The following is a 21,921-nucleotide window of genomic DNA, read 5'->3' on the forward strand; positions in this document are numbered from 1 at the left end:
GGCCCGAACTCATCGTTAAAACGCATTCACGCCAATGGTCATTGGCTTCCTCCTCGAGGATGCTGGAAGCTCACACCACTTCCGTCTTCAGGAGGACACATGTCAGCCCCACGCCGCTCGGCCACCCCACTGCGAGCACCTACAGCGCGGCACTCGCGGAAGGATCTGGTTGAGACGGCCTGACGCCGCTCTTCCTTCTCTATCGACAGCGAAACCACCGTGCCGGATACGTCCACGATCCTGCTTGGGCGGGTGGACGGCGGCGATCGAGGCGCCATCGGGGCTGTAAAAGTTTCCTTGATCAGGACTTTGGTACTCACAGCTTGTCTGGAGCAGCTGTGAAATGCACGTCCGGCGGACTCTCGGAGATCGACGGAACCTTCAGTCCGGGAAGCAGGGCAAGAACAGGTCAGTAGTCCGGAGTAGCTTTGGAAGTGACATGTCGCCCATCAACGCATCGGCGCCGTGAGCAGATGCGGTCGGCCCGTGATCGGATGCTCGATGAGTCGCGAATCGACGGCGAAGACCTCTCGCGTCAGTTCTGATGTGAGCGTCTCGACAGGGATGCCGACAGCCCGAATCCTGCCTTCATTCATCACGACGATCTGATCGGCATGGGCGACCGCGTGATTGAGGTCATGCAGAACGACCACACGCGTGAGATCGACGGACTCCAGAAGATTCAAGAGGTCGTGCTGCGCCGTGATGTCGAGGTGGTTCGTCGGCTCATCGAGCATGAGAACCGGGGCATCCTGAGTGAGCGCACGCGCGAGGAGCACCCTCTGCCGCTCACCCCCGGAGAGCGTGGCGTACTTGCGGTCGGCCATGTGCGCGGCCCCGCATCTCACCAGTGCGGCGTCAGCATGATCGCGATCAGCCTTGGTCTCGCCTCGGTACCACGGCTGGTGGGCATGACGCCCGGTCGCGACGATGTCGCGAACCAGCATGCTGTCGTTGCTGGTCTGATGCTGCGTCACCACGGCGCGCAACTGCGCCGCTCGCCGTGGTGCGACGTCCCAGACATCCACGCTCCCGATGAGGATGCAGCCGGCATCCGGCTTGAGCGCTCGATACATCGCACGCAGGAGCGTGGACTTTCCTGAACCATTCGGACCGACGATCGCGACGAATTCACCCGAAGCGACCTCGAGCGAGAGTTCCTCGATGAGGCGCGCGCCGCCGACACTGAGGTCGAGGTCCGTGATCGCGATCTTCATGTGCGGCCCTCCGGTGATCTCATCAGCCAGAGGAAGAAGGGTCCTCCCACGAGCGCGGTGAAGATCGTCAGCGGATACTCGTTCGGGCTTCCCACGGTACGGGCCACCAGGTCGACGGCGATCAGGAAGATCGCCCCCGCGAGCGCGGCGACCGGGAGCAATCGCCGATAGTCCGCCCCGACGATCATGCGCACGGCATGCGGAATGATCAGACCGACGAAGCCGACGCCGCCCGCGACCGCGACGGTCACGGCCGTGAGGAGTGCGGCGACGATGAGGAGTCCGAGTCGGAAGCGGCGCAGATTCACGCCGACCGCCACCGCGTCGTCGTCGCCCAGCGCCAGCGCGTTCAACCCTCGCGCCTGGCTCAGCAGCCAGGCGCCGGCGATGACCATGACGACAGTGGGCAGCAGGAGGCCATCCCATCTTGCTCCCGCGACGCTCCCCATCATCCAGAAGAGGATCCCGCGCACCTGCCCTGGCTCGGCCTGCAGCTGAGCGAAGCTGGTTCCCGCCATGGCGACGTATCCCAGCGCGACACCCGAGAGCACGAGTCGCATATCGGTGAAGGAGCCCGATCGCTGGGCGAACGCGAAGACGAGCACGAGGATGACCAGTGCGCCGACGAACGCCGCCGCCGGAGTGGTGAGTCCGAAGAGCACACTCGAACCGAAGGTCATCACCAGCACCGCACCGAGCGACGCTCCTGACGAGACACCGACGATGTACGGATCCGCCAGCGGATTCCGAAGCAGACCCTGCAGGGCTGCGCCGGCCAATGCAAGCGCCGCCCCGACGACGCCCGCCATCAGCACCCGCGGGACGCGCAGCTCCCAGACGATCTTCTGATCGATCGAATCGACAGCGCCGGAGTCGCCGGTCACGTTCGCCCACACCACCCCGATCACGCGATCGATACTGACGTTGACGCTCCCGAAGCAGACGGCGACCACTGCACTGACCAGGATCATTGTGGCCATCACGATCACCCACAGCGACAAGGGCACCACTGCGGCGATGCGAGGTCGGCGGCCGCGAACGGGTGCCGTCTCCGAGAGCGTCACGAGTGCGAAGGCAGGACGAAATCTCCGCCGGCGTCGTCCGCGGGTCTGCGCACGAAGGGGCTGAGCGCGACGGTAGCGAGGGCGATGAGCGCGGCGATCAGGAACGCCGCGCGTGCTCCCGGCGCTCCTGCCGTGGCGGCCGTGAGACCGTCGCTCTCACCTGCGTGCAGGATCGACGAGTATGTCACCAGCATCACTGCGACTCCGGCCGCACCGCCGACCTGCTGCAGCGTGTTCAGCACCGCAGTGCCGTGCGAATACAGCGGGCGGGGGAGAGACCCCAGCGAGGCGGAGAACAGTGGGGTGAACGACATCGCGAGTCCTACCGACATCACCGCCTGCACGATGATGAGCACCCACCACACCGTGTGCTCACCGACGGTCGAGTAATAGAACAGCGCGGCCGTCACGAGGATCGTGCCGGGGATCAGCAGTATGCGGGTGCCGCGTGCATCATAGATGCGTCCAGTCAGCGGTCCGAGCAGGCCCATCAACAGGGAACCGGGCAAGAGGATCAGACCGGACTGGAGCGGATTGAGGCCGGCCACGTTCTGCAGATACTGCGGTAGCAGGGTCAGCGTGCCGAACATCGACAGCGCGAGGATCGTCATGATGATCACCGAGACGGTGAAGTTCCCCGAGCGGAACACGCGCAGGTCGAGCAGCGCGTCGTCCTTGCGCTGCAGCAGGAGCTGACGCCAGACGAACAGGCCGAGCGACACGCCACCGACGACGAGCGAGAGGATGCCGGCCGTCTCGCCGGATCCGCCCTCGCCGCCGAACTGGCTGAGACCGAACACGATGCCGCCGAAGCCAAGCGCGGCGAGCGGGATCGAGAGCACGTCGAGCGGGACCTTGCGGGTCTCGCCGAGGTTCGTCATCCACTTCGCCCCCATGATCAGGGCGATCAGCGCGATCGGCAGGATGATCGCGAACAGCGCACGCCAGTTGGCCAGCTCGAGTACCGCGCCGGCGAGCGTCGGGCCGATCGCGGGAGCGAGAGAGATCACCAGGCCGACACGGCCCATCATTCGTCCGCGCGACTGCGGCGGCACGACGTTCATGATGGTCGTCATCAGCAACGGGATCATGACGCCGGTGCCGGCCGCCTGGATCACGCGTCCGACGAGAAGCATCGTGAAGCCGGGAGCGACGAGTGCCACCAGGGTGCCCAGCGAGAAGGCGATCATCGCGGCGATGAAGACCTGGCGAGTCGTGAACCGCTGCAGGATGAATCCGGTCGTCGGGATGACAACGGCCATGGTCAGCATGAAAGCGCTGGTGAGCCACTGGCCGAGCTCGGGTGGGATGCCGAGGTCGGTGTTGAGGTCCGGGATCGCGATCCCCATCGTGGTCTCGTTGAGGATCGAGACGAACGCTGCCACCAGCAGCAGCCAAATCACACGCATGTCAGAGCGCGGGATCATCCCTGACGTGGCAGCCGGAATCTTGATCGGACCAGTATCGACGGCAGACATACGGCCTCCTGGGCCTGGAGAGAATGAGGCGGCGAACGGGAGACCGGACCGTCAGGGCAAGGACGAGCGGCCCACGCCTGCCGACCGGAGGACGGGATCGGGATGCACGGCTCGGTCTTATTCTACGGTACGTAGAGTTAACTGCGGCATTCGCGCCTGCAGGGCGGATCTTTAACACTACCTATTGTAGAGTTAAGCCACTTGACCCCTAGGAAGGTTCGTCCGATGCACATCACGAAATCCCGAGCTGCGACCGCGCTCACGTCTCTCGTCGTTCTCAGCGTCCTGGCTGGGTGCTCCGTCAGCCCGTCCGATGCAACCAAGACCGAAGCGCCGACCGTCGATGGAACCACCCTGACGGGCGGGAGCACGGAATACCCCCTCACGATCGGCAACTGCGGCTTCGAGCAGACGTTCACGGAAAAGCCCGAGCGCGTGGTGCTCATGAACGGCGCCTCCGTCGCCGAGGTCGAATCCCTCCTTCTGCTCGGGCTCGACGACACCATCCTCGCGAACATGCAGAACTACGGGATGTCCGATCAGCCGGAACTGGTCGCGCAGATCGACGCGCTGCCCACGGGCGACCTGGACATGGCCGGGAGCTTCGAGATCCCGGCCGAGCAGTTGCTCGCCCTCAAGCCCGACCTGGTGATCGCGACAACGTCAGGCGGTTTCGACTCGGCCAACGGCCAGGCATCCCGCGACGAACTCGCTGCCGAAGGCATCAACACGATCGTCAATCCTGCGAACTGCGCCATGGGCAAGGAAGACGCTACGGAAGAGGAACTCTCCGCCTTCGACAACGCGACCGTCGAGTCGTCGTTCGGGTTCCTCAACCTCGTCGGCAACGTCTTCGATCGCCAGGCCGAGGCTGAAGCGCTCGTCAGCGAACTCCGTTCTCAGATCGACGCAGTGTCGTCTGCGGTGGAAGGCAAGGAGACGCCGACCGGCCTCATCGTCTTCCCCGGCATGTCGATGATGACGACCAACGGCATGCCCGCGGTCTTCCTCGGCGGCATCTTCGACGACGTTCTCAACCGGGCCGGTGTCGTCGGATCGTTCCAGGACAGCGACCTGACCTTCACGTCGACGATCGACGCCGAGCACCTCGCTACAGCCGACGTCGACGTTCTCGTCGTCGGTGGATTCATGCCGGGCGAGGATCTCGACGCTGAAGCCGCTACCCTCTTCGCCGAGTACCCGCAGTGGGACGCCGCGAAGAACAACAACTACGTCACCGTCTCCGACGGCGTGTACGTCGGCCCGACGAACGCCGCGGCGATCGAGAAGATCGCACGCGCCGCGCACCCCGACGCATTCTGAACTCTCCCGCAGATGGTCCGGCGATCCTGTGATCGTCGGACCTTTCGCACGCGTGAAAGTGGCCCGACTCGGGCGCGAGCCCGCACGAGCGGAGAGAGCCGGCGCCCCCAGGAAGCGCTTCCTCCGCTATGCTGAGCGGCAGCATCCGGAGCCCGATGCCCCGAGCCGCAGAGGATTGAAGATGGCGAGACTGGCCCAGCGCATGCCCACCATGGACGACGTCGCCGAGCTCGCAGGCGTATCGAGAACTACGGTCTCGCGGGTGTTCAGCAACACGGTGACCGTCGACCCGCTGCTGTCGCAGAAGGTTCATGACGCTGCGGCGAAGCTGCGCTACTCACCCAGCCAGATCGCTCGTGGTCTCGCCAAGGGCCGGACGCACTCGGTGGGCATTCTCGTCCCCGAGCTCGACAATCCCATTTTCCAGCGCACGCTCACCGGCCTCTCGCAGGCGGCCGGCGAGGACAGATATCAGGTGCTGATCGCTGACTCGTCGGAGCGACTCGCGAACGAGGCAGAGCTGATCACCGAGCTGCGGCGCCGATGCGATGCGATCGTCCTCTGCTCGCCGCGAATGGACGACGCTGAGCTGTCGACGCTGGTCGCACGCCTCGGCCCGGTCGTGATGATCTATCGCTCTGTACCGGTTCCCGGAGTTCCGGTCATCGCCGTCAGCCTCGAGCATGGGGTACAATTGCTCGCTGAGCACTTGCACGAGCTCGGGCACCGTCACATCGCATTCCTCGACGGCGGCGAGAAGTCAAGATCGGGCGCCCGTCGATTCGCCGCTCTCGAGGAGTTCTGCGCAGATCACCCTGACGTACGAGTGAGCCGCGTCACCGGCGGAGGCACCATCCAGGCCGGCTACGCCGCCGCGGATGCCGTCCTGGCCACGGACGCGACAGCCGTGATGGCCTTCAACGACGTCGTCGCGATGGGCCTGCTCAGTGCGTTGCAGCGACGCGGCGTCGCCGTCCCTGAGCAGCTGTCGGTGACCGGCTTCGACGACATCACGTTCAGCGAGTTCACCAACCCGCCGCTCACGACGGCGGCGATTCCGGCCGAGGAGCTCGGGCGTCTCGCCTGGGAACGGCTTCACGCGATGCTGGTGGACGGTGAGACGGATGACGGAACGACTGTCGTCCCGTCGGTGCACCTGCGGGCCTCGACGTCAGCAGTGATCTCGGACTGACACCGGCTGCACCGTCACGGTGAATCCGCGCCGGTGCCGCCGGCGCAGGTCAGGCTCTGCTTTCTGCCACAGGCTGCCGATCGCGCTTCAGGACTGCAACGGCTGCGGGCTCGAGAGTCAAGGTGTCCCCCGCGACGACGGCAACGCGCCCTGTCAGCAGCTCCGCCGCACCAGGGGGGACCGTGATCTCTGCAGAGTGCTGCCCGTGGTTGAGGAGGAAGAGATATGACCCCTCAGGTCCGTGACGTTCGACCGCCTCGACTCCGGCAGGCGTCTCTAGGACAGCGGCGACCTGTGCGTCGGCGAGCACGGTGTCGAGCACCCGATCCATGCCCGTCTCGCTCAGCTGAGTGCCGAGATACGTCACCACACCGTCGCCGAGCTCGTGGCGCAGGATCGCCGCCTCCCCCTCGAGGTAGCCGTCCGTGTAGGTCGCGAGAACCGTGGCACCATCGGTGACGAGATCGTCCTGCCACAGGCCGGCGTCCGTCTCTGAGCCACGCATGTCCACACGCACTCGCTCGTCCGACGGCAGCGGCGAGAACTCGCGAACGCGTCCGCCGATGAGCGACAGAAGACCACCGGGATAGCCGCCAGGGATCACCCGATCGTGCTCGTCAACGATGCCCGAGAAGAAGGAGATCAGTACGTGCCCGCCTGACCGCACATAGGCACTGAGCTGCTCGGTCTGCGCCTCGCTGAGCACATAGCTGTTCGGTATCACGATGAGGCGATAACCGGACATGTCGGCGTCGAGGGTGATCACGTCGGTGGCGATGTTGCGTCGCCACAGCGGGGTGAAGTGCCGCGTCACGATGTCGACGTAGCTGAGCTTCGTGGGGTGTGCGACGCCTTCCATCGCCCACCAGTTCTCCCAGTCCCAGACGATGGCCACCGCCGCCTCCGCAGTGGTTCCTGCGATCTCCTCGAGCTGTGTGAGCTCCTGTCCGAGATCGACGACCTCCTGCCAGGTCCGGGTGTCGGTCCCGCTGTGCGGCAGCATCGCCGAATGGAACTTCTCCTGGCCGTATCGCGAGGCGCGCCACTGGAAGAACATCACCGCGTCGGCTCCGTGCGCGATGGCTTGGAAGGATCCCAGACGCATCCTGCCCGGCTTCTTGACGAGGTTGAGCGGCCACTGACTGACGGCGCTGCTTGCCTGCTCCATCATCAGCCAGGGCTGCCCGCCCTTCAGCGACCGCATCAGGTCGTAGTTGAACGCAGCGGTGATGTGCGATTCGGCGTCGGCGGGGTTCGGATAGATGTCCAGCGCGACAGCATCCTCCTCCCTTGCCCATCGTGTGTAGTCGGCACCGGGGAAGAACCGCATGAAGTTCGTCAGCACCGGAATATCGGGGGTGATCGCGCTCATGATGTCACGCTCTTCGCGGAAGCAGCCGAGCAGGAGGTCGGAGGAGAACCGCTTGAAATCGAGCTCGCGCGCGGGGTTCACGTTCCCCATCACGGGCTTCGGCAGGTCGACCTGACTCCAGTCGCTGTAACGCTGGCTCCAGAAGGTGGTACCCCAGTGCTCGTTCAGGACCTCCAACGATCCGTGTCGGTCGAGGAGCCAGTCGCGGAACCGCGCACCGCACTGATCGCAGAAGCACTGCGTGTGATATTCGTTGCCGATGTGCCACATCGCCAGAGCCGGGTGGTTGCCATAGCGTTCCGCGAGCGCTCGCGCGATCTTCTGGCTGCGCTCGCGGTAGACCGCCGATGACGGGCAGAAGTGCGCCCGGCTTCCGATCGCGATCTTCCGCCCCTCCCTGTTGGTGGGAAGCACCTCTGGATGCTCGGTCGCGAGCCACGGCGGCGGCGCGGCGTTCGGCGTGCTGAGGTTCACGGAGATCCCGTGTTCGTGCAGGATGTCCATCACCTCGTCGAGCCACCCGAACTCCAGCTGGCCGTCAGCGGGTTCCAGTGACGACCAGGAGAAGACGCCGACGCTCACCAGCCGCACGCCCGCTTGCCTCATCAGCGCGGCGTCCTCGAGCCAAGTCTCCCTCGTCCATTGGTCGGGGTTGTAGTCGCCTCCGTAGACGATGCCGGGAAGCCGGGCGGTGAAGTTGTGGATGGGGTTCGTCACGTGACGCCTTCTGGTCGATCTGATCGGAGTCGGAGTGCGCGGGGCCCCTGACACGAGGCCCCGCGCGCAGCGAGGCTACATCGCCGCTTCGAGCTCGGAGATGAACTGCTTCGCTGCTTCGTCGGGGGTGATCTGATCGAAGATCACCTGCTGGTTCAGTCTGGCGAACAGCGGCACGAGCTCGGGCCCGGCGTCGAGGTTCGGCTTCGGGAAGCCGGCGACCGACAGCTCGGAAACCTCTGTCACGTAGTCCGCCAGCTTCTGCTCCGACGGCGAGAAGTCACCTTCGATGGACGCGAGTACCTCACTGTTCCCCGGTACGCCACGGTCAGAGCGCAGGATCGCACCCGCCTCCTCGCTGTTCACGATGAAGTCGATCAGCATCGCGGACTCGACCGGATGCTCCGACTTCGCCGAGACCGAGTAGTAGACGCCGGGCTTGACGTAGGCACCAGGGCGGTCGCCGTCGGACTCGCCCGGGAAGAGGAGCAGCTCGAGTTCGCGTCCGGAGGCTGTCTGCAGCGCTTCGACCTGGTTGGCGGAGAGGATGGACATCGCGGCGGTGTGGGTCGCGATCGGAGACTGCTCCAGTCCGAGCGATGCCTGCTCCACCGCGAGCGAGGCCGACGGCGTCGCGCCACTGTCGCGCAGCTCGAGGATGTACTCCCACCATGCGGCGGCAGTCTTCTCGGTGAAGCCGACGGTGGCGTCGTCGGGGCTCCAGAGATCTTCGCCACGCTGACGGATGAACATATTGAAGCCTTGTTCGTCGAGCGGGAGCGTGGCGCCGTAGACGTCGGGCCCTGCCTTCTCACTGATCTCCGCGGCGATGTCGAGGTAGTCGTCCCACGTCCAGGTCTCGTCGTCGGGCACCTCGATCCCCGCCTCCGAGAAGATCTGCGGATCGATGACGACGCCGAACGTGCCCACTCCTCCCGGCACCCCGTATACCCCGTCATCGATCGTCGACCCTTCGAGCGCGCCCTCATCGAACTGGTCGAGCGGGAGCACATCCGCGTGGTCCGACAGGTTCACGAGCAGACCGCCGTCGACGTAATCGTAGATGAAGGGGTCGACCTGCTGCATGACGTCGGGGGCGTCTCCTGCGGCCACGGTCGTGGAGAGTTTGTCCCAATAGTCCGTATAAGGAGCGAACTCGGGCACCACGGTGATGTTCGGGTGCTCCTTCTCGAACAGGTCGATCACCTGCTGCGTCATGGTGTGTCTGGTGTCGGATCCCCACCAGTTGAAGCGGATGGTGACCGGCTCATCGGAGGCTGTCGCCGGTGCGGATTCCGATGGCGCCGCGCATCCGGCGAGCACCATCGTCACGGCGGCACCGAGAGCTGCGAGGCGTACGAGTCGAGCCGTATGGCTCGTGCGGGGGTGTGTCATGTCATTGCTCCATTGCAGTTGTGATCGATCAGGGAAGAGGTCATTTGAGTCCGGTGGTCGCGATGCCTTTGATCAGGTAGCGCTGCCCCACGAGGAAGACGAGGAAGACAGGGATGAGGGTCACGACCGACATCGCGAACAGCGAACCCCAGGAGGATCCCCCTGTCGAGTCGACGAAGTTGCGGAGCGCGACCGGGACCGTGAGAACGTCCGGACGCGTGAGGTAGATGAGCTGACTGTAGAAGTCGTTCCAGGTCCAGATGAAGGTGAAGATGGCGGTGGTGGCGAGCGCCGGCACGGAGAGCGGCAGCAGCACCTGGAAGTAGGTGCGCCAGTACCCCGCGCCGTCGATGCGAGCAGCCTCGTCGAGTTCCTTGGGGAGTCCGCGGAAGAACTGCACCATGAGGAAGATGAAGAATGCGTCGGTGGCAAGGAACTTCGGGACGATGAGCGGCAGGAACGTGTTGACCCAGCCGAGGTTCGAGAAGAGGACGTACTGCGGAACGATGAGCACGTGGATCGGCAGCATCAGAGTCATCAGCATGAGTGCGAAAAAGATCTTCTTGCCCCGGAACTCCAGCTTGGCGAACGCGTAGGCGGCCATCGAGCAGGTGATGAGGTTGCCCAGCAGACTGCCGAGGACGATCGCACCCGAGTTGAGCAGATAGAGACCGAAGGGACTCGACAGCGCGTTCCAGCCATCGGTGTAATTGCTGAAGTCGATCGTCTCGGGAAGCAGCGACGGATCGCGGAAGATCAGCTCCTCCGGCTTGAGGGAACTCGCGACCATCCACAGCAGCGGATAGATCAGCAGCACGCCCACGGCGATCAGGATGATGTGCCTCACGACCTTCGAGAGCGTGATGCGGCGGGCAGACGGCGCGATCGAGCGGCGCTTCAGGAGATCAGTCGCGGTCACTGTAGAACACCCAATGCTTGGAGGCGATGAAGTTCACCGCGGTGAAGACGGCGATGATGAGCAGCAGGAACCAGGCCATCGCGGAGGCATAGCCCATGTCGCGCTTGCCGAAGCCCTCCTGATAGAGGTAGAGCGTGTAGAAGAGAGTCGAGTCGGCCGGACCCCCTGAACCACCTGAGACGATGAACGCCTGCGTGAACGTCTGGAACGAGCCGATGATCTGCAGGATCAGATTGAAGAAGATGATCGGCGAGAGTAGCGGCAATGTGATGCTTCGGAACTGTCGCCACCGACCCGCGCCGTCGATGGACGCCGCTTCGTAGTACATCTCCGGGATCTGTCGCAGCCCTGCGAGGAAGATGACCATCGCGGACCCGAAGGTCCACACGTGCAGCGCGACAAGGGTGCCGAGCGCCGTGTCGGGGTCCGAGATCCAGCCGGGGCCATCGATGCCGAACAGCGCGAGAAACTGGTTGACGAGCCCCTCCGTACCGAAGAGCTGACGCCACAGGATGCCCACCGCTACCGAACCGCCGAGAAGTGACGGCAGGTAGTAGACCGAGCGATAGATCGCCAGGCCGCGGATGCCGCGGTTCAGCATGATCGCCAGGCCGAGCGCGGCAGCCATGAGCAGCGGCACCCCCAGGAACACGTACGTGAACGTGACGCCCAAGGACTTCGCGAGTCGGGGATCGTTCAGCATGTCCGCATAGTTCTCGAGACCGATGAACTCAGGCGGCTTGAGGAGGTTGTAGTCGGTGAAGGACAGATAGAGCGAGGCGACCATCGGGAAGGCCGTGATCGCCAGCATCCCGACGAACCACGGAGCAAGGAAGCTCCACGCTGCACGTTCCTGGTGGCGGGCGGCCAGGCTGAGCTTGAGCTTCTGCTGGGGTGGGGCGGCGGCCATCAATGCCCTCTCCATCGTCGTCATTGAGCGGGGAAGCGCTTCCTTGGGAAGCGCTTCCCCGAGTATAGGGCGAGTCATGAGACATGTAAAGTCACGCAGCCTGAGACCGACGCGCAGTGGCGGGCGCGGCATGTCGGCGCCCACCCCTGCGCATACTCACAATTGGCGCGAATTCATCTGTTAGATGCATTCATGCCAATTGCACGATCGTGAAGTCTCTACGAAGCTGGAAGCACAATCCGCTCCCATCTCCAGGAGGACACATGTCGGCCCCCCGCCGCGCCCTGATCGTCATCGACCCCCAGCAGGAGTACTTCACCGGCCTCCTGCCCATTCAATACCCGCCGCGCGACGAGTCGATCCAGCGCATCGCGAATGCCATCGACGCTGCCGAGCGCGCCGGCATCCCCGTCGTCATGGTGCAGCACACCGCCGGGGACGACGCACCGGTGTTCAACCCGACCCAGCCGGGGTTCCGACTGCACCCCTCGCTGGAGGAACGCGACTCGAGCGCATGGAAGCACGTCGTGAAGAACTACAGCTCGATCTTCCCCGAGACGGGAGTTCATGATTGGCTCCGCGAGAACAAGATCGACACGATCACCCTGGTGGGCTACATGACCAACAACTGCGTCCTCGCCAGCGCCGCGGACGCCGAGTCACGCGGGATCGCTGCAGAGGTGCTCGCCGATGCCACCGGTGCGATCAACATCACCAACGACGCAGGATCCGCCGACGCCAAGACCGTGCACACCACGCTCATGGCCCTGCTGAACTCGAACTGGGCAGCTGTCGCTCCGACCGCCGCGTGGGTCGGAGCCGTCGAGGCGGGAACAGCGCTCCCCAAGGGAAACCTGGGCGAGTCGGCCGCCATGGGCGCCGCTGCACACGCCTGATCCGAATCATCCGGCCGGGCGCCACGCGCACGTGGTGTCCGGCCTTTCTCAGAAAGGTCCCGATGCTTCGTCCGTCACCATTCGGAAGCGCCCCGTTCGCCCTGTCGGTTCTCGACGGAGGCCTCACCGGCATGGGCTCCACCGCCGGTCGTGTCCTCGAAGAGGTGATCACTGCCGCGCGGATCGCGGACGCGCGGGGGTATGAGCGGTTCTGGATGTCAGAGCACCACGCCATGCCCGGAGCCTCGATCGCCTCGCCTCAGCTCATGGCCGCGCGCCTGATCAGCGAGACCCAGCGGATTCGCCTGGGTGCGGGCGGCGTCATGTTGCCTAATCATGCGCCGCTCGTGATCGCCGAACAGTTCGGCATGCTCGAAGCCCTCGCTCCTGGACGCATCGACCTCGGCGTGGGACGAGCCCCCGGCACCGACCATACGACGGCCGCTTCATTGCGGCGTCACGCGTCTGCGAACGACGAGTTCCCTCAGCAAGTGCAGGAGCTGATCGCGTTCCTGAAGGATGATTCTTCCGATGCGCTGGCCGACGTTCATGCGGTTCCGGGCCCCTGGCAGGAGCAGCAGAACGACACCGGCGCTCCAGCGTCGCCACCCAGGCTGTGGATTCTGGGGTCTTCGTTGTATTCAGCCCAACTCGCCGCCGCACTCGGCCGACCGTACGCCTTCGCACTGCAGTTCGGCAGCCCCGATGTCGCCAACGCGCTCCGCATCTACCGTCAGCACTTCCACCCCTCCCGCGTACTGAGCGCGCCGTACGCGATCGTCAGCGTCGGTGCAGTGGCAGACGAAGACCCGGCGCAGGCTCGCCGCGAGTCGACGACCAATGCCATGGGGATGATGCGGATGTTCCAGCGCGAGACGTTCGCGTTGCCCTCCCCCGATGCCGTGCGAGATCATCCGTCATCGGCCGCACAACACCAGTTCATCGATGACTGGACCGACCGCACGTTCCACGGAACGGCATCAGACGTCGCCGCGCAGCTGGAGGAACTGCACTCGATCACCGATGCCGACGAGTTGATGCTGGTCACCGGCAGCCACGGCGTGCAAGCTCGGTCGACCACTCTCGAGCTGATCGCCGACCATTTTGGTGCGGGCGATTCCCGCCGGGTCTGAACCCCCACCTTCGATGGTCGCGCCGGTTCCCACCCCGGCGCGACCATCGCGGTCATCGCCGGAACAGGCGCGAGAAGAACCCGGTGGCGGGCGCCTTCTCGTGGCCGGGGCAACGCTGATCCAACGGCACGTGACGCATGACATCTGCGACGTGCTGGCCGCATCCGGCCCAGGTCGTCTTGCCGCAGATCTTGCAGGTGACTGCTCTGCACATGAGAGGTCCTTTCGTATGAAGAATCTGATCGGGCGCGGCCTCAGGCCAGGCTGAGGAAGACCTTCTCAAGCTCTTCCACGGTCGGACCCTCTGTGTCATCTGAGCGCCCGACGCACTCCTCCAGCGCCGAGGCGACGATGACGAAGCCGGCCCTGTTGAGCGCGTGCGTCACGGCTGCGAGCTGGGTCACGACATCGCGGCACGACGCCTCGGCTTCCACCGCAGTTATCACCGCGTCCAGCTGCCCCCGTGCGCGGCGAAGCCGGCTGACGACGCGCCGCTGGGCCTCTTGCTCCGTACTATGCATCGGCATCTCTCTCTTTCTCTGACACCCGAACAGAACGATCGTCCTGGCCTGTCGATGGTTCTGCGATTGAATCCGACAGCGTGCTCGTGCGAACCCATGAGGTTGCGCACCGTCCGGTCGCCGCCATCGCGACCACGCCAGCCGCGATCAGCCCCGCCACGACCGCGACCACCGGCGACGAAGGCACCGTCAATGCCCCGAACGCGGCGACGAAGACCGCGATAACCACGAAAGAGAGCCGTTCCGCTGTCGTCGCACGGCAGACGACACGCGCGGGGCGATCAGACATGGAGCGCGAAGGCCGGCACGGCGAGCACTTGATCCACACGGTCTGCGAGCACCGCGCGCAGCGTCGTCATCCCGCCGGAGAGCGAGGCGGAGTCGAACCCCGACTGATCGAGGATCCGATGCGCGATCGCCGAACGGACACCCGATGCACACATCACCCTCACCGGCCGTCCTGCCGCAGCCAGATGCACCTCCTCCAGACGCTCCCGCAGCTGGGTGTGCGGAATGTGAAGCGCATCGGCAATCATTCCCTCCGCGACTTCGGCATCGCCTCGCACATCCAAGATGAGCGAGGTCTCACGTGCGAGGTCGAGGTCGCGCGCATCCCACAGCCGCATCGTGCCGTCGAGGACATTGGCACCCAACATGCCTGCAAGATTCACCGGGTCCTTGGCCTGACCGAACGGGGGTGAATAGGCGAGATCCAGATCGATCAGATCGGTGACGGCCATACCCGCGCGCAGCGCGGTCGCGATCACGTCGATTCTCTTGTCGACGCCTTCCCGTCCCCATGCCTGCGCGCCCAGGATCAGCCCATCCCCCTCTCGGAAGTGAACGTTCAGGTGAACCGGAACGGCACCGGGAAAGTACCCCGCGTGCTGGTTCGGATGCAGGCTGATCGTCCGGAACGCGATTCCCGATCGAGAGAGCATGGCGCGGTTCGCGCCGGTGAGGGCGACCGTCAACTGACCGACCCGCACGATCGCCGTTCCCAGAGGTTGCGGAATCGGTCGCGCCTTGTCCGGGCGGATGATGGCATCGGCCACGAGCCGTCCGGCTCGGTTCGCGGGACCTGCCAGCGCCACCGGCCGGCGAATGCCCGTCACAGGATCCTGGCTGAGTACGGCATCTCCCACAGCCCACACCTGCGGCAACGAGGTACGTCCGTGCTCGTCGACGATCATCGCCCCGCGCTCGCAAGCGACCCCGGCCGCCTCGAAGACCGCGGTGTCGGGGCGCGCCCCGACAGAGAGCACGATGAGATCGGCGACGACTTCGGTGCCGTCCGACAGAGTGATGGCGTCAGCATCATGACCCGCGACGATCGCCTCGGCAGCGACCCCCGTTCGAACGTCCACACCCAGTCGGCGCAGCTCTTCGACGACCATCCACCCGAACTCCGCATCGACCGGCGAGAGGACGTGGTCGGCGACCTGGACCAGAGTGGTCTCCACGCCTTGCAGCGCCAGGGCCTCTGCCGCTTCGACGCCGATGAACCCCGCCCCGAGGACAACGGCTCGCGTCACGCCGGTCTCGACCTGCGCGCGCAGATACGCGGCATCTTCCACACTGCGCAATGTCCGCACCCGCGGAGAGTCGAGACCGGAGATGTCCGGACGCACGGCTCGCGCACCCGGCGCCAACACCAGGGCGTCGTACTCGATGCGTTCCTCTCCCGCCGCTGTGCGAACGACGACGCTCTGCGAGTCGGCATCCATACCGACCACATCGTGCCCGGTGCGGACGTCGAGGTTCAACGACGCCCGCAGCGTCTCGGGCGTCTGCACCAACAGCGAGCCCTCTTCTTCGATCTCGCCCCCGACGAAGTAGGGAAGCCCGCAGTTCGCGAACGACACGTGCGCGCCACGTTCGAGCACCACGATCTCGGCGGACTCGTCGAGGCGCCGAGCTCGCGATGCGCAGCTCATCCCCCCGGCGACCCCGCCGACGATCACGATCCTCATGAGGTCGTGGCGTCCTGAGCGGCGATCTTCGCACGCACCTCATCCATGTCGAGACCCTGGACTGCTTCGACGACTTGCTGCAGACCCGCTGCCGGCAGCGCACCGGGCTGCGAGAAGACCAGGATGCCGTCTCGGAAAGCCATCAGCGTCGGGATCGATCTGATCTGGAAACCAGCGGCGAGCGCCTGCTCCGCTTCGGTGTCGACCTTGCCGAAGACGAGGTCGGGGTACTTCTCAGACGCGGCCTCGAAAACCGGCCCGAACATCCGACACGGGCCGCACCACTCCGCCCAGAAGTCGAGCAGCACGATGCCCTCACCGTTCATGGTCTGGTCGAAGTTGGAAGCCGTGATCTCAGTGGTAGCCATGGGTAGACTTTATACCCCCAGGGGTATATCTGTCCGCGGCAAGCAGGCCGATGTGCGATGAGAAAAGGCCACACGAGGAGTTCTATGAGAATCGCGATCAATGCCTTCACGGACGTGACGATGTTCCATCTCTCCGTGCCGCAGATGGTGTTCGACGAGGTCTCCCGACTGGGTCTCGCTGATTGGTCGTGCGTGCTGTTCTCCGAGCGCGGTGGCACCATTCGTACGGCCGAAGGCTATTCGATCAGCGGGGTTCAGCCCCTGACGGTCGTCGCCGACGCCGATCTCATCGTCATCCCGTCGTGGGTCGACGATGGACGCGTGCCGAGTGCGGCCCTGCGCAGAGCAGTTGTCGACGCGCACGCCCGTGGCGCCGTGGTCGCCGGCCTCTGCCTCGGCGCGATCGCCGTGGCCGACGTGGGCCTACTCCGAGACAGGAGCGCCGTCACGCACTGGCGCGCTCTGAGCACCCTCGCCGGAAGGCACCCCGAGATCAGCACCGAAACAGACGTGCTCTACATCGATCATGGCGATGTGCTGACCTCGTCCGGCACCGCGTCGGGCATCGATGCGTGCCTTCACATGGTGCGTCAGCGGCTCGGTGCGGAGGCCGCCAATCGGGTCGCGCGCAGCCTGGTCGTGGCGCCGCACCGCGAGGGTGGACAAGCCCAGTACATCGAGCACCCCGTGGCCGTCCGCGAAGCGGATGACCCGGTCGCGATGGCATCCGCCTGGGCTCTCGCCCATCTCGATGAGGATCTCACCATCGAGGCTCTCGCCAGCGCCGCGCATGTGAGCCGTCGCTCGTTCGTGCGTGCCTTCCGCTCATCGACCGGCTCCACGCCCGCGGCATGGGTGCGATCGCGACGTCTCGACGAAGCTCGGCACCTTCTGGAGGCCTCGAGCCTCTCGATCGATCAGATCGCGGCATCCTGCGGGTTCGGGAGCCCGATCACCCTCCGCCAGAACTTCATGTCCGCCTTCGGAAGCACGCCGTCCAGCTATCGGCGGCGGTTCGACGCTCGCGCGTGAGCGTCAGCTTCGTCGGGAAGTGATCATCCCGACGACCACAGCGAGTCTTCCGGAGTGCACGCCGCGAGCGAGCACGACCGCCCCCGAGCAGAGGTGGCCCGCCCGCACTGCTGCCGCTACCGCACCGCCTTGGGGAGCGCGAAGGTGACCACGGCGACGAGCGCCGCCACCACCAGCATGTAATAAGCCGGAGCGAGCAGGTCGCCGGTGGCCTGCACAAGCCAGGTGCTCACATACGGAGCGGTTCCACCGAACAGGACATAGCCCGCGTTGTAGCCGATGCCAGCGCCGCTGAGCCGATTCTTCACAGGGAACAACTCGATGAACGCGACGCCGAAGGGGCCGAAGAACACGCTGATCGCAAGGGCCAGGAGGAGCTGCCCTGAGATGGCCCCGACAGCTGTGCCATTGCTCGCGAGCAGATAGGCCGGGACAGCGACGATTGCGGAGAGTGCCGCGCCCGTGATCAGGACGGGCTTACGACCGATCCGATCGGACAGCAGTCCCGTGAGCGGCATCGCGAAGAAGACTGCGAGCAGGGCGATCGCGTTGGACGCCAGAGAGACGCCCTGATCGAGGTTGACCGTTTCGCTGAGATACGTCGGCAGGTACCCGGTCAAGGTGTAGAAGCCGAGGCTGGAGAGCGATGCCAGCGCGAATGCGTAGAAGACAGCACGAGGAGATTCTTTGATCGCCGTCCACAGGGGGAAGCTTCGTTTGCCGCCCAGCGCCGGAGATTCGCCCCTGCGCGTGGCCTGGAACTCGGGGGACTCGTCGACCTTCTGTCGGATGTAGAGCCCGACGAGAGCGAAGACGCCACCCAGTAGGAACGGAACCCTCCACCCCCACTCACCGTACGCGTCACTCCCCAACCCGCTCGAAAGAAGGAGGATGAGCAGTGAAGCGAACACAGCGGGAACAGTCGAAAACGACAGAGTGAATGCGACCGCCAAGCCACGACGGTGAGCAGGTGCATGCTCGGCCACCAAGGTGTTCGAGCCTGTCGTCTCCGCCCCTGCGGAGAGACCCTGCGCCAATCGGCACACAACCAGAAGAACGGTGGCGATGACTCCGACCTGGCCGTACGTCGGGAGCAGACCGATTGCGACCGTCGCTCCACCCATGATCAGAATCACCGCGGCGAGTACATTGCGCCGCCCGACGGTGTCCCCGATATGACCGAAGATGATCGCGCCCAGGGGACGCATGACGAATCCGGCTGCGTACACCGCGAACACCGCGAGCAGGGAAGCCACACGGTCCTCCGCCGGGAAGAACAGAGTTGCAATGACCGTGGCAGAGTACGCATAGACGACGAAGTCGTACCATTCGACGAACTGCCCAATGGCAGCTGAAGCGAGGACTCTACGCAGTTGCGTTCGATCCGGGGTTTTCGATGCCGACAGCTCATCAATGTTCTTGGACGTCATTATCCGAGTACTCCTTCTAACTTGTGCGAGGGGGAGATATCAGCGCGAATGACCTGTCAGTCGATAGCGCTGATTCGTTTCCACGGGCTGAGCGATTCGAGCTCGCCGCAGAACGTCTGGATCGAGCGTGGCGATGGCGAGCCCCTGGTCCGTGAGCACTTCTGCCATGCGCTGGCCATGTGGGTTGATGACAGCGCTCTCGCCCGTCGAGGCTGCGCCGGCCTGATTGCTCAGCAAGAAGTACGAGGTCGTTTCGATCGCCCTGGCCGAAGCCAGAGTACGCAGTTGGAACGCCTTACTCGGCCCCTCGGCCCACGCGGAGCTCATCGAGATGACGTCGACTCCTCTCTGGAAGAGCCCGAGGCTCAACTCAGGAAAGCGGAGGTCGTAGCAATTCAACAGACCTACGCGCCAGCCGGCGATTTCGACAACCGAGAGTTCTGAGAAGTCCCCCAGTACAGGCCCAGGTGAGATGTACTCCGATTCGCGATACTCGAACGCATCGTAGAGATGAACCTTGTCGTATGACGCCGACACCTCACCGTCGGGGGTTACGGCGAGCAACCGGTTGTACGGCCGCTCGTGCGCGGCGTCCGGCGCGTACGTACCGAAGATGATGTGGATCTCGTGCCGGACAGCTATGGAGCGCATCCGATCGACGAACGACTCCGAGTGCTGAGCGGCGACGAGTCGAATCTCGGCAGGATCCGACGTCCACTCGATAATCGACGACTCCGGCAATGTGAGCAAAGACGCACCTTCCGCAGACGCTCTCATGGCGAGGAGATCGATCGCCCTGAGATTCTCTGCAACATCGGACGTCGAAGTGAACTGACCGGCGGCAACCGTGATCGATGTGGTCGGCATCTTGTTCTTCATGCCAGTCAAATCGTTGTGGCCCATGATGGAAAGCTAGATCAACTGGCCATCCGTGTCAATATGGAAACGTGAAGCCCCTGCGGGCCATGGCGATCGCTTGGCTCACCACAAGTTCGGAGCTCCTCTAAAGCGATCAGCGAAGGAGTTGCAGGAGATGGCGGGATCATCGCCCGCGCGGGACCGCCTCGGCCGCCAAGTCACCATCAAAGATGTCGCAGCGCTGGCTGGCGTCTCACCGGCCACCGTGTCGCACGCGCTATCAGGGCGTCGAAAGATCTCAGAGTCCACGACTCAGAGAATCAGGGAGGCCATCGACGCCCTGGGGTACGCGGCAGACCCCGTCGCGACGGCCCTGCGACGCGGCTCGACCCGCCTCATCGGCCTGGTGTTACGACCCCGCGATGCAGTGCAAGGCTCGCTCCAAGGCGCTGCGGGGTTCCTGGAGCTCATGGGGACAGCAGCCATCGCATCACTCGAGCAGGGATGGGGACTCGTCCACGTGCCCAACACAGCGAGCGAGTGCGACCTGTCCCTACCGGTTGACGGCTATATCGTTGCCCACCCCTTTCGGGACGATCCCGTCCTCGCTCAGTTGCATCGAGCTCGAAAGCCGGTCGTGACCATCGACGGGTTCGACGATCAGGACGACCAGTTCGACGTGCGGATCGATCACGCTCACGGAGTGCTGGAGCTTCTGGGCGGTCTGGACCATCGCGCCCGCACTCACACGGCGCTCGTCACCGGCACGGAACCGAATCGGTGGAACGAAGAGGTCAAGAAGAGCGTCATCGAAGTTTTCCACGAAGAGGGCAGCCCGCTCGATGTCATCTCCCTGTACGAGGGCGAGGGAGTTCAGGGAGCGCGAAAGTTGATAGAGGGATTGATCCGCGATGGGGCGCGCCGAATCCTGGTCGGGCCGAGCCGCTTCGCTCTCGGCGCGTTGGACGCTTCGCGCTCACTCGGCTTCGCCGTTCCCGAGGAGGTCGAGGTGGCCGCCTTCACGGACAGCCCTCTGGCAGCCCACGCGCAGCCGGGGATCACCGCGATGGATGTGCAGGCCGCGGAGGCCGGCAAGAGAGCTGTCGAAAACCTCCTCGGACAGTTGAGCGGGTCAGCGCACGAAGGCCGGAAGATCGTCCCTGCGGTTCGCTGGCGTGGATCAACAAGAGGTCAGGCCCCGGAATCAGGGTCGCAGGCGACGAAGCCGGGGATGAGCGCTCCGACCTCGTCCTAGACGCCGCTGGTTCTGCGCACTCGTGAACGCGTCGAGTTGCGTAGCAACCGTGAGAACGCAGCCTCTTGCGCCAGATGAGCGGGGAGAAGAGACTGCGTTCGTCACCGGAACCGGGCGCTCCGGCCAGTACTCGTACGAGATGGTTCCCGTGCATGCACTGGTCTGCACGTGACGGCGCGCGGGCGTGAGGCCCCGATTCCACGGCACTTCACCACTGCGCGCAGCTCACACCTGATCGGCGAGGATCTGCGCCGTCACGTCATTCGCACCATGCAGGACGAACTCCACACTCCCGTCGGCGGCGACCACCGGGAGGAATGTCGGCTGCCAGTAGCGGATGTCGAAGGAACCGTCCGGCTGCTCCATGTCATATCGCACCGGCGGCACGATGGCCTCCTGCCCTGTCTCAATCACCGTGCTGATCGCGCCGTGGAGCACCTCAGTCCCCTTCGCGTCCGGGTCATCGGGGTTGTCGGGGAACACCAGCAGAATGTCGACGCCCAGAGCGCGCTCACGGGAAGAGCCGGTCGCGGCGAAGAACGAGTCGGTCGCCGCCACGATCACCCCCTCGCGATCAACCACGACGTAGGACTCCGGAAGCGCGTTGAAGATGCGCCCGAGCTGGGCGGTGTCGACGGTGGTCGGTTCCATGTTCTTCTCCTTCTCAATGGGGATGCAGTGCTTCCAGACTCCACCCGATCGTCACAGCGCAACCAGTCGCGAATCTGTACTGCGTGATTCAGCGGGAAGAGGTACAGATCATGCACTGCCGTGAACGCATAGCGAGGAGTGGAATGACCTTGAACATCCGATCGCCGCGGGCTCCGATAGAAGGCCGCGGCACATGACGGCAACAGCAGAAGGAGTA

20 protein-coding genes and 1 pseudogene are annotated in these 21,921 nt (G+C 64.7%); 7 read left to right on the plus strand and 14 right to left on the minus strand.

Going from position 1 to position 21,921, the window contains the following annotated elements:
• Nucleotides 1-449 precede the first annotated feature (449 nt).
• The 3 genes from ACZ0AA_RS10450 to ACZ0AA_RS10460 all read right to left on the minus strand — a co-directional run bounded on the left by ACZ0AA_RS10450 (nucleotide 450) and on the right by ACZ0AA_RS10460 (nucleotide 3,759).
• On the minus strand, nucleotides 450-1,217 hold the full coding sequence (locus ACZ0AA_RS10450; protein WP_463499093.1) for an ABC transporter ATP-binding protein: 768 nt from the start codon (nucleotides 1,215-1,217) through the stop codon (nucleotides 450-452).
• Complete coding sequence (locus tag ACZ0AA_RS10455) at nucleotides 1,214-2,197, minus strand: FecCD family ABC transporter permease (RefSeq protein ID WP_463499090.1); 984 nt, start codon at nucleotides 2,195-2,197, stop codon at nucleotides 1,214-1,216. The genes ACZ0AA_RS10450 and ACZ0AA_RS10455 overlap by 4 nt, the downstream gene beginning before the upstream one ends.
• Nucleotides 2,198-2,277: 80 nt before the next feature.
• On the minus strand, nucleotides 2,278-3,759 hold the full coding sequence (locus ACZ0AA_RS10460; protein ID WP_463499087.1) for a DHA2 family efflux MFS transporter permease subunit: 1,482 nt from the start codon (nucleotides 3,757-3,759) through the stop codon (nucleotides 2,278-2,280).
• Between the two features lie 225 nt (nucleotides 3,760-3,984).
• Here ACZ0AA_RS10460 and ACZ0AA_RS10465 point away from each other — a divergent pair, with 225 nt between their 5' ends.
• Entirely contained in the window at nucleotides 3,985-5,082 is a 1,098-nt protein-coding gene (locus ACZ0AA_RS10465; RefSeq protein WP_463499085.1) for an ABC transporter substrate-binding protein, read from the plus strand.
• A gap of 181 nt (nucleotides 5,083-5,263) precedes the next feature.
• On the plus strand, nucleotides 5,264-6,274 hold the full coding sequence (locus ACZ0AA_RS10470) for a LacI family DNA-binding transcriptional regulator (protein WP_463499082.1): 1,011 nt from the start codon (nucleotides 5,264-5,266) through the stop codon (nucleotides 6,272-6,274).
• A 49-nt stretch (nucleotides 6,275-6,323) separates the two neighbouring features.
• Here ACZ0AA_RS10470 and ACZ0AA_RS10475 read toward each other — a convergent pair whose 3' ends face one another.
• From ACZ0AA_RS10475 to ACZ0AA_RS10490, 4 genes are all read right to left on the minus strand, one after another.
• A complete protein-coding gene (locus tag ACZ0AA_RS10475; protein WP_463507500.1) occupies nucleotides 6,324-8,363 on the minus strand; it encodes a beta-galactosidase in 2,040 nt (679 codons plus the stop codon).
• A 75-nt stretch (nucleotides 8,364-8,438) separates the two neighbouring features.
• The gene (locus ACZ0AA_RS10480) at nucleotides 8,439-9,758 is read right to left on the minus strand and encodes an ABC transporter substrate-binding protein (RefSeq protein WP_463499076.1); all 1,320 of its coding nucleotides are present in this window, start codon (nucleotides 9,756-9,758) and stop codon (nucleotides 8,439-8,441) included.
• A 40-nt stretch (nucleotides 9,759-9,798) separates the two neighbouring features.
• Nucleotides 9,799-10,623, minus strand: a complete 825-nt coding sequence (locus tag ACZ0AA_RS10485) for a carbohydrate ABC transporter permease (RefSeq protein WP_463499951.1) — start codon at nucleotides 10,621-10,623, stop codon at nucleotides 9,799-9,801.
• 40 nt (nucleotides 10,624-10,663) lie between these two features.
• Nucleotides 10,664-11,587 carry a carbohydrate ABC transporter permease gene (locus ACZ0AA_RS10490; protein ID WP_463499073.1) on the minus strand — a complete coding sequence of 308 codons (924 nt, stop codon included), beginning with the start codon at nucleotides 11,585-11,587 and terminating at the stop codon, nucleotides 10,664-10,666.
• Nucleotides 11,588-11,850: 263 nt separating this feature from the next.
• On the opposite strand from ACZ0AA_RS10490, the gene ACZ0AA_RS10495 reads away from it, so the two are divergent.
• Both ACZ0AA_RS10495 and ACZ0AA_RS10500 read left to right on the plus strand, forming a co-directional pair.
• Nucleotides 11,851-12,483, plus strand: coding sequence for an isochorismatase family protein (locus tag ACZ0AA_RS10495; RefSeq protein ID WP_463499070.1), 633 nt, complete (start codon nucleotides 11,851-11,853; stop codon nucleotides 12,481-12,483).
• Nucleotides 12,484-12,545: 62 nt separating this feature from the next.
• Entirely contained in the window at nucleotides 12,546-13,616 is a 1,071-nt protein-coding gene (locus tag ACZ0AA_RS10500; RefSeq protein WP_463499067.1) for an LLM class flavin-dependent oxidoreductase, read from the plus strand.
• A gap of 52 nt (nucleotides 13,617-13,668) precedes the next feature.
• Here ACZ0AA_RS10500 and ACZ0AA_RS10505 read toward each other — a convergent pair whose 3' ends face one another.
• The 4 genes from ACZ0AA_RS10505 to trxA form a co-directional block, all read right to left on the minus strand.
• Nucleotides 13,669-13,830, minus strand: a complete 162-nt coding sequence (locus ACZ0AA_RS10505; RefSeq protein WP_463499064.1) for a hypothetical protein — start codon at nucleotides 13,828-13,830, stop codon at nucleotides 13,669-13,671.
• A gap of 40 nt (nucleotides 13,831-13,870) precedes the next feature.
• Nucleotides 13,871-14,143, minus strand: coding sequence for a metal-sensitive transcriptional regulator (locus ACZ0AA_RS10510; protein WP_463512867.1), 273 nt, complete (start codon nucleotides 14,141-14,143; stop codon nucleotides 13,871-13,873).
• A 275-nt stretch (nucleotides 14,144-14,418) separates the two neighbouring features.
• Nucleotides 14,419-16,110, minus strand: a complete 1,692-nt coding sequence (locus ACZ0AA_RS10515; RefSeq protein WP_463499059.1) for an FAD-dependent oxidoreductase — start codon at nucleotides 16,108-16,110, stop codon at nucleotides 14,419-14,421.
• Nucleotides 16,107-16,478, minus strand: a complete 372-nt coding sequence (trxA, locus tag ACZ0AA_RS10520; protein ID WP_463499056.1) for a thioredoxin — start codon at nucleotides 16,476-16,478, stop codon at nucleotides 16,107-16,109. Before trxA ends, ACZ0AA_RS10515 begins: the two co-directional genes overlap by 4 nt.
• A gap of 84 nt (nucleotides 16,479-16,562) precedes the next feature.
• Here trxA and ACZ0AA_RS10525 point away from each other — a divergent pair, with 84 nt between their 5' ends.
• The gene (locus tag ACZ0AA_RS10525) at nucleotides 16,563-17,510 is read left to right on the plus strand and encodes a GlxA family transcriptional regulator (RefSeq protein WP_463499052.1); all 948 of its coding nucleotides are present in this window, start codon (nucleotides 16,563-16,565) and stop codon (nucleotides 17,508-17,510) included.
• Nucleotides 17,511-17,626: 116 nt separating this feature from the next.
• Here ACZ0AA_RS10525 and ACZ0AA_RS10530 read toward each other — a convergent pair whose 3' ends face one another.
• Nucleotides 17,627-18,940: an MFS transporter gene (locus tag ACZ0AA_RS10530; RefSeq protein ID WP_463499049.1), complete on the minus strand. Its 1,314-nt coding sequence runs from the start codon at nucleotides 18,938-18,940 to the stop codon at nucleotides 17,627-17,629.
• Between the two features lie 39 nt (nucleotides 18,941-18,979).
• The gene (locus ACZ0AA_RS10535; protein ID WP_463499047.1) at nucleotides 18,980-19,843 is read right to left on the minus strand and encodes a nitrilase-related carbon-nitrogen hydrolase; all 864 of its coding nucleotides are present in this window, start codon (nucleotides 19,841-19,843) and stop codon (nucleotides 18,980-18,982) included.
• A gap of 130 nt (nucleotides 19,844-19,973) precedes the next feature.
• Here ACZ0AA_RS10535 and ACZ0AA_RS10540 point away from each other — a divergent pair.
• Together ACZ0AA_RS10540 and ACZ0AA_RS10545 are read left to right on the plus strand one after the other, a co-directional pair.
• Nucleotides 19,974-20,138 (plus strand): annotated as a pseudogene (locus ACZ0AA_RS10540) (LacI family DNA-binding transcriptional regulator); the annotation flags it as partial.
• Between the two features lie 297 nt (nucleotides 20,139-20,435).
• Nucleotides 20,436-21,053, plus strand: coding sequence for a substrate-binding domain-containing protein (locus tag ACZ0AA_RS10545; protein WP_463499949.1), 618 nt, complete (start codon nucleotides 20,436-20,438; stop codon nucleotides 21,051-21,053).
• A 225-nt stretch (nucleotides 21,054-21,278) separates the two neighbouring features.
• Here the strand turns inward: ACZ0AA_RS10545 and ACZ0AA_RS10550 are convergent, their stop codons facing one another.
• A complete protein-coding gene (locus tag ACZ0AA_RS10550; RefSeq protein WP_311258482.1) occupies nucleotides 21,279-21,704 on the minus strand; it encodes a PAS domain-containing protein in 426 nt (141 codons plus the stop codon).
• Nucleotides 21,705-21,921 lie beyond the last annotated feature (217 nt).

Source organism: Microbacterium sp. AC035 (genome assembly GCF_979258485.1).

Coding starts and splice junctions, on each gene's coding strand:
- ACZ0AA_RS10450 (WP_463499093.1), bottom strand. CDS start 1,217: ATGAAGATCGCGATCACGGACCTCGACCTCAGTGTCGGCGGCGCGCGC.
- ACZ0AA_RS10455 (WP_463499090.1), bottom strand. CDS start 2,197: ATGGCCACAATGATCCTGGTCAGTGCAGTGGTCGCCGTCTGCTTCGGG.
- ACZ0AA_RS10460 (WP_463499087.1), bottom strand. CDS start 3,759: ATGTCTGCCGTCGATACTGGTCCGATCAAGATTCCGGCTGCCACGTCA.
- ACZ0AA_RS10465 (WP_463499085.1), top strand. CDS start 3,985: ATGCACATCACGAAATCCCGAGCTGCGACCGCGCTCACGTCTCTCGTC.
- ACZ0AA_RS10470 (WP_463499082.1), top strand. CDS start 5,264: ATGGCGAGACTGGCCCAGCGCATGCCCACCATGGACGACGTCGCCGAG.
- ACZ0AA_RS10480 (WP_463499076.1), bottom strand. CDS start 9,758: ATGACACACCCCCGCACGAGCCATACGGCTCGACTCGTACGCCTCGCA.
- ACZ0AA_RS10490 (WP_463499073.1), bottom strand. CDS start 11,587: ATGGCCGCCGCCCCACCCCAGCAGAAGCTCAAGCTCAGCCTGGCCGCC.
- ACZ0AA_RS10495 (WP_463499070.1), top strand. CDS start 11,851: ATGTCGGCCCCCCGCCGCGCCCTGATCGTCATCGACCCCCAGCAGGAG.
- ACZ0AA_RS10500 (WP_463499067.1), top strand. CDS start 12,546: ATGCTTCGTCCGTCACCATTCGGAAGCGCCCCGTTCGCCCTGTCGGTT.
- ACZ0AA_RS10505 (WP_463499064.1), bottom strand. CDS start 13,830: ATGTGCAGAGCAGTCACCTGCAAGATCTGCGGCAAGACGACCTGGGCC.
- ACZ0AA_RS10510 (WP_463512867.1), bottom strand. CDS start 14,143: ATGCCGATGCATAGTACGGAGCAAGAGGCCCAGCGGCGCGTCGTCAGC.
- ACZ0AA_RS10515 (WP_463499059.1), bottom strand. CDS start 16,110: ATGAGGATCGTGATCGTCGGCGGGGTCGCCGGGGGGATGAGCTGCGCA.
- trxA (WP_463499056.1), bottom strand. CDS start 16,478: ATGGCTACCACTGAGATCACGGCTTCCAACTTCGACCAGACCATGAAC.
- ACZ0AA_RS10525 (WP_463499052.1), top strand. CDS start 16,563: ATGAGAATCGCGATCAATGCCTTCACGGACGTGACGATGTTCCATCTC.
- ACZ0AA_RS10530 (WP_463499049.1), bottom strand. CDS start 18,940: ATGACGTCCAAGAACATTGATGAGCTGTCGGCATCGAAAACCCCGGAT.
- ACZ0AA_RS10535 (WP_463499047.1), bottom strand. CDS start 19,843: ATGGGCCACAACGATTTGACTGGCATGAAGAACAAGATGCCGACCACA.
- ACZ0AA_RS10550 (WP_311258482.1), bottom strand. CDS start 21,704: ATGGAACCGACCACCGTCGACACCGCCCAGCTCGGGCGCATCTTCAAC.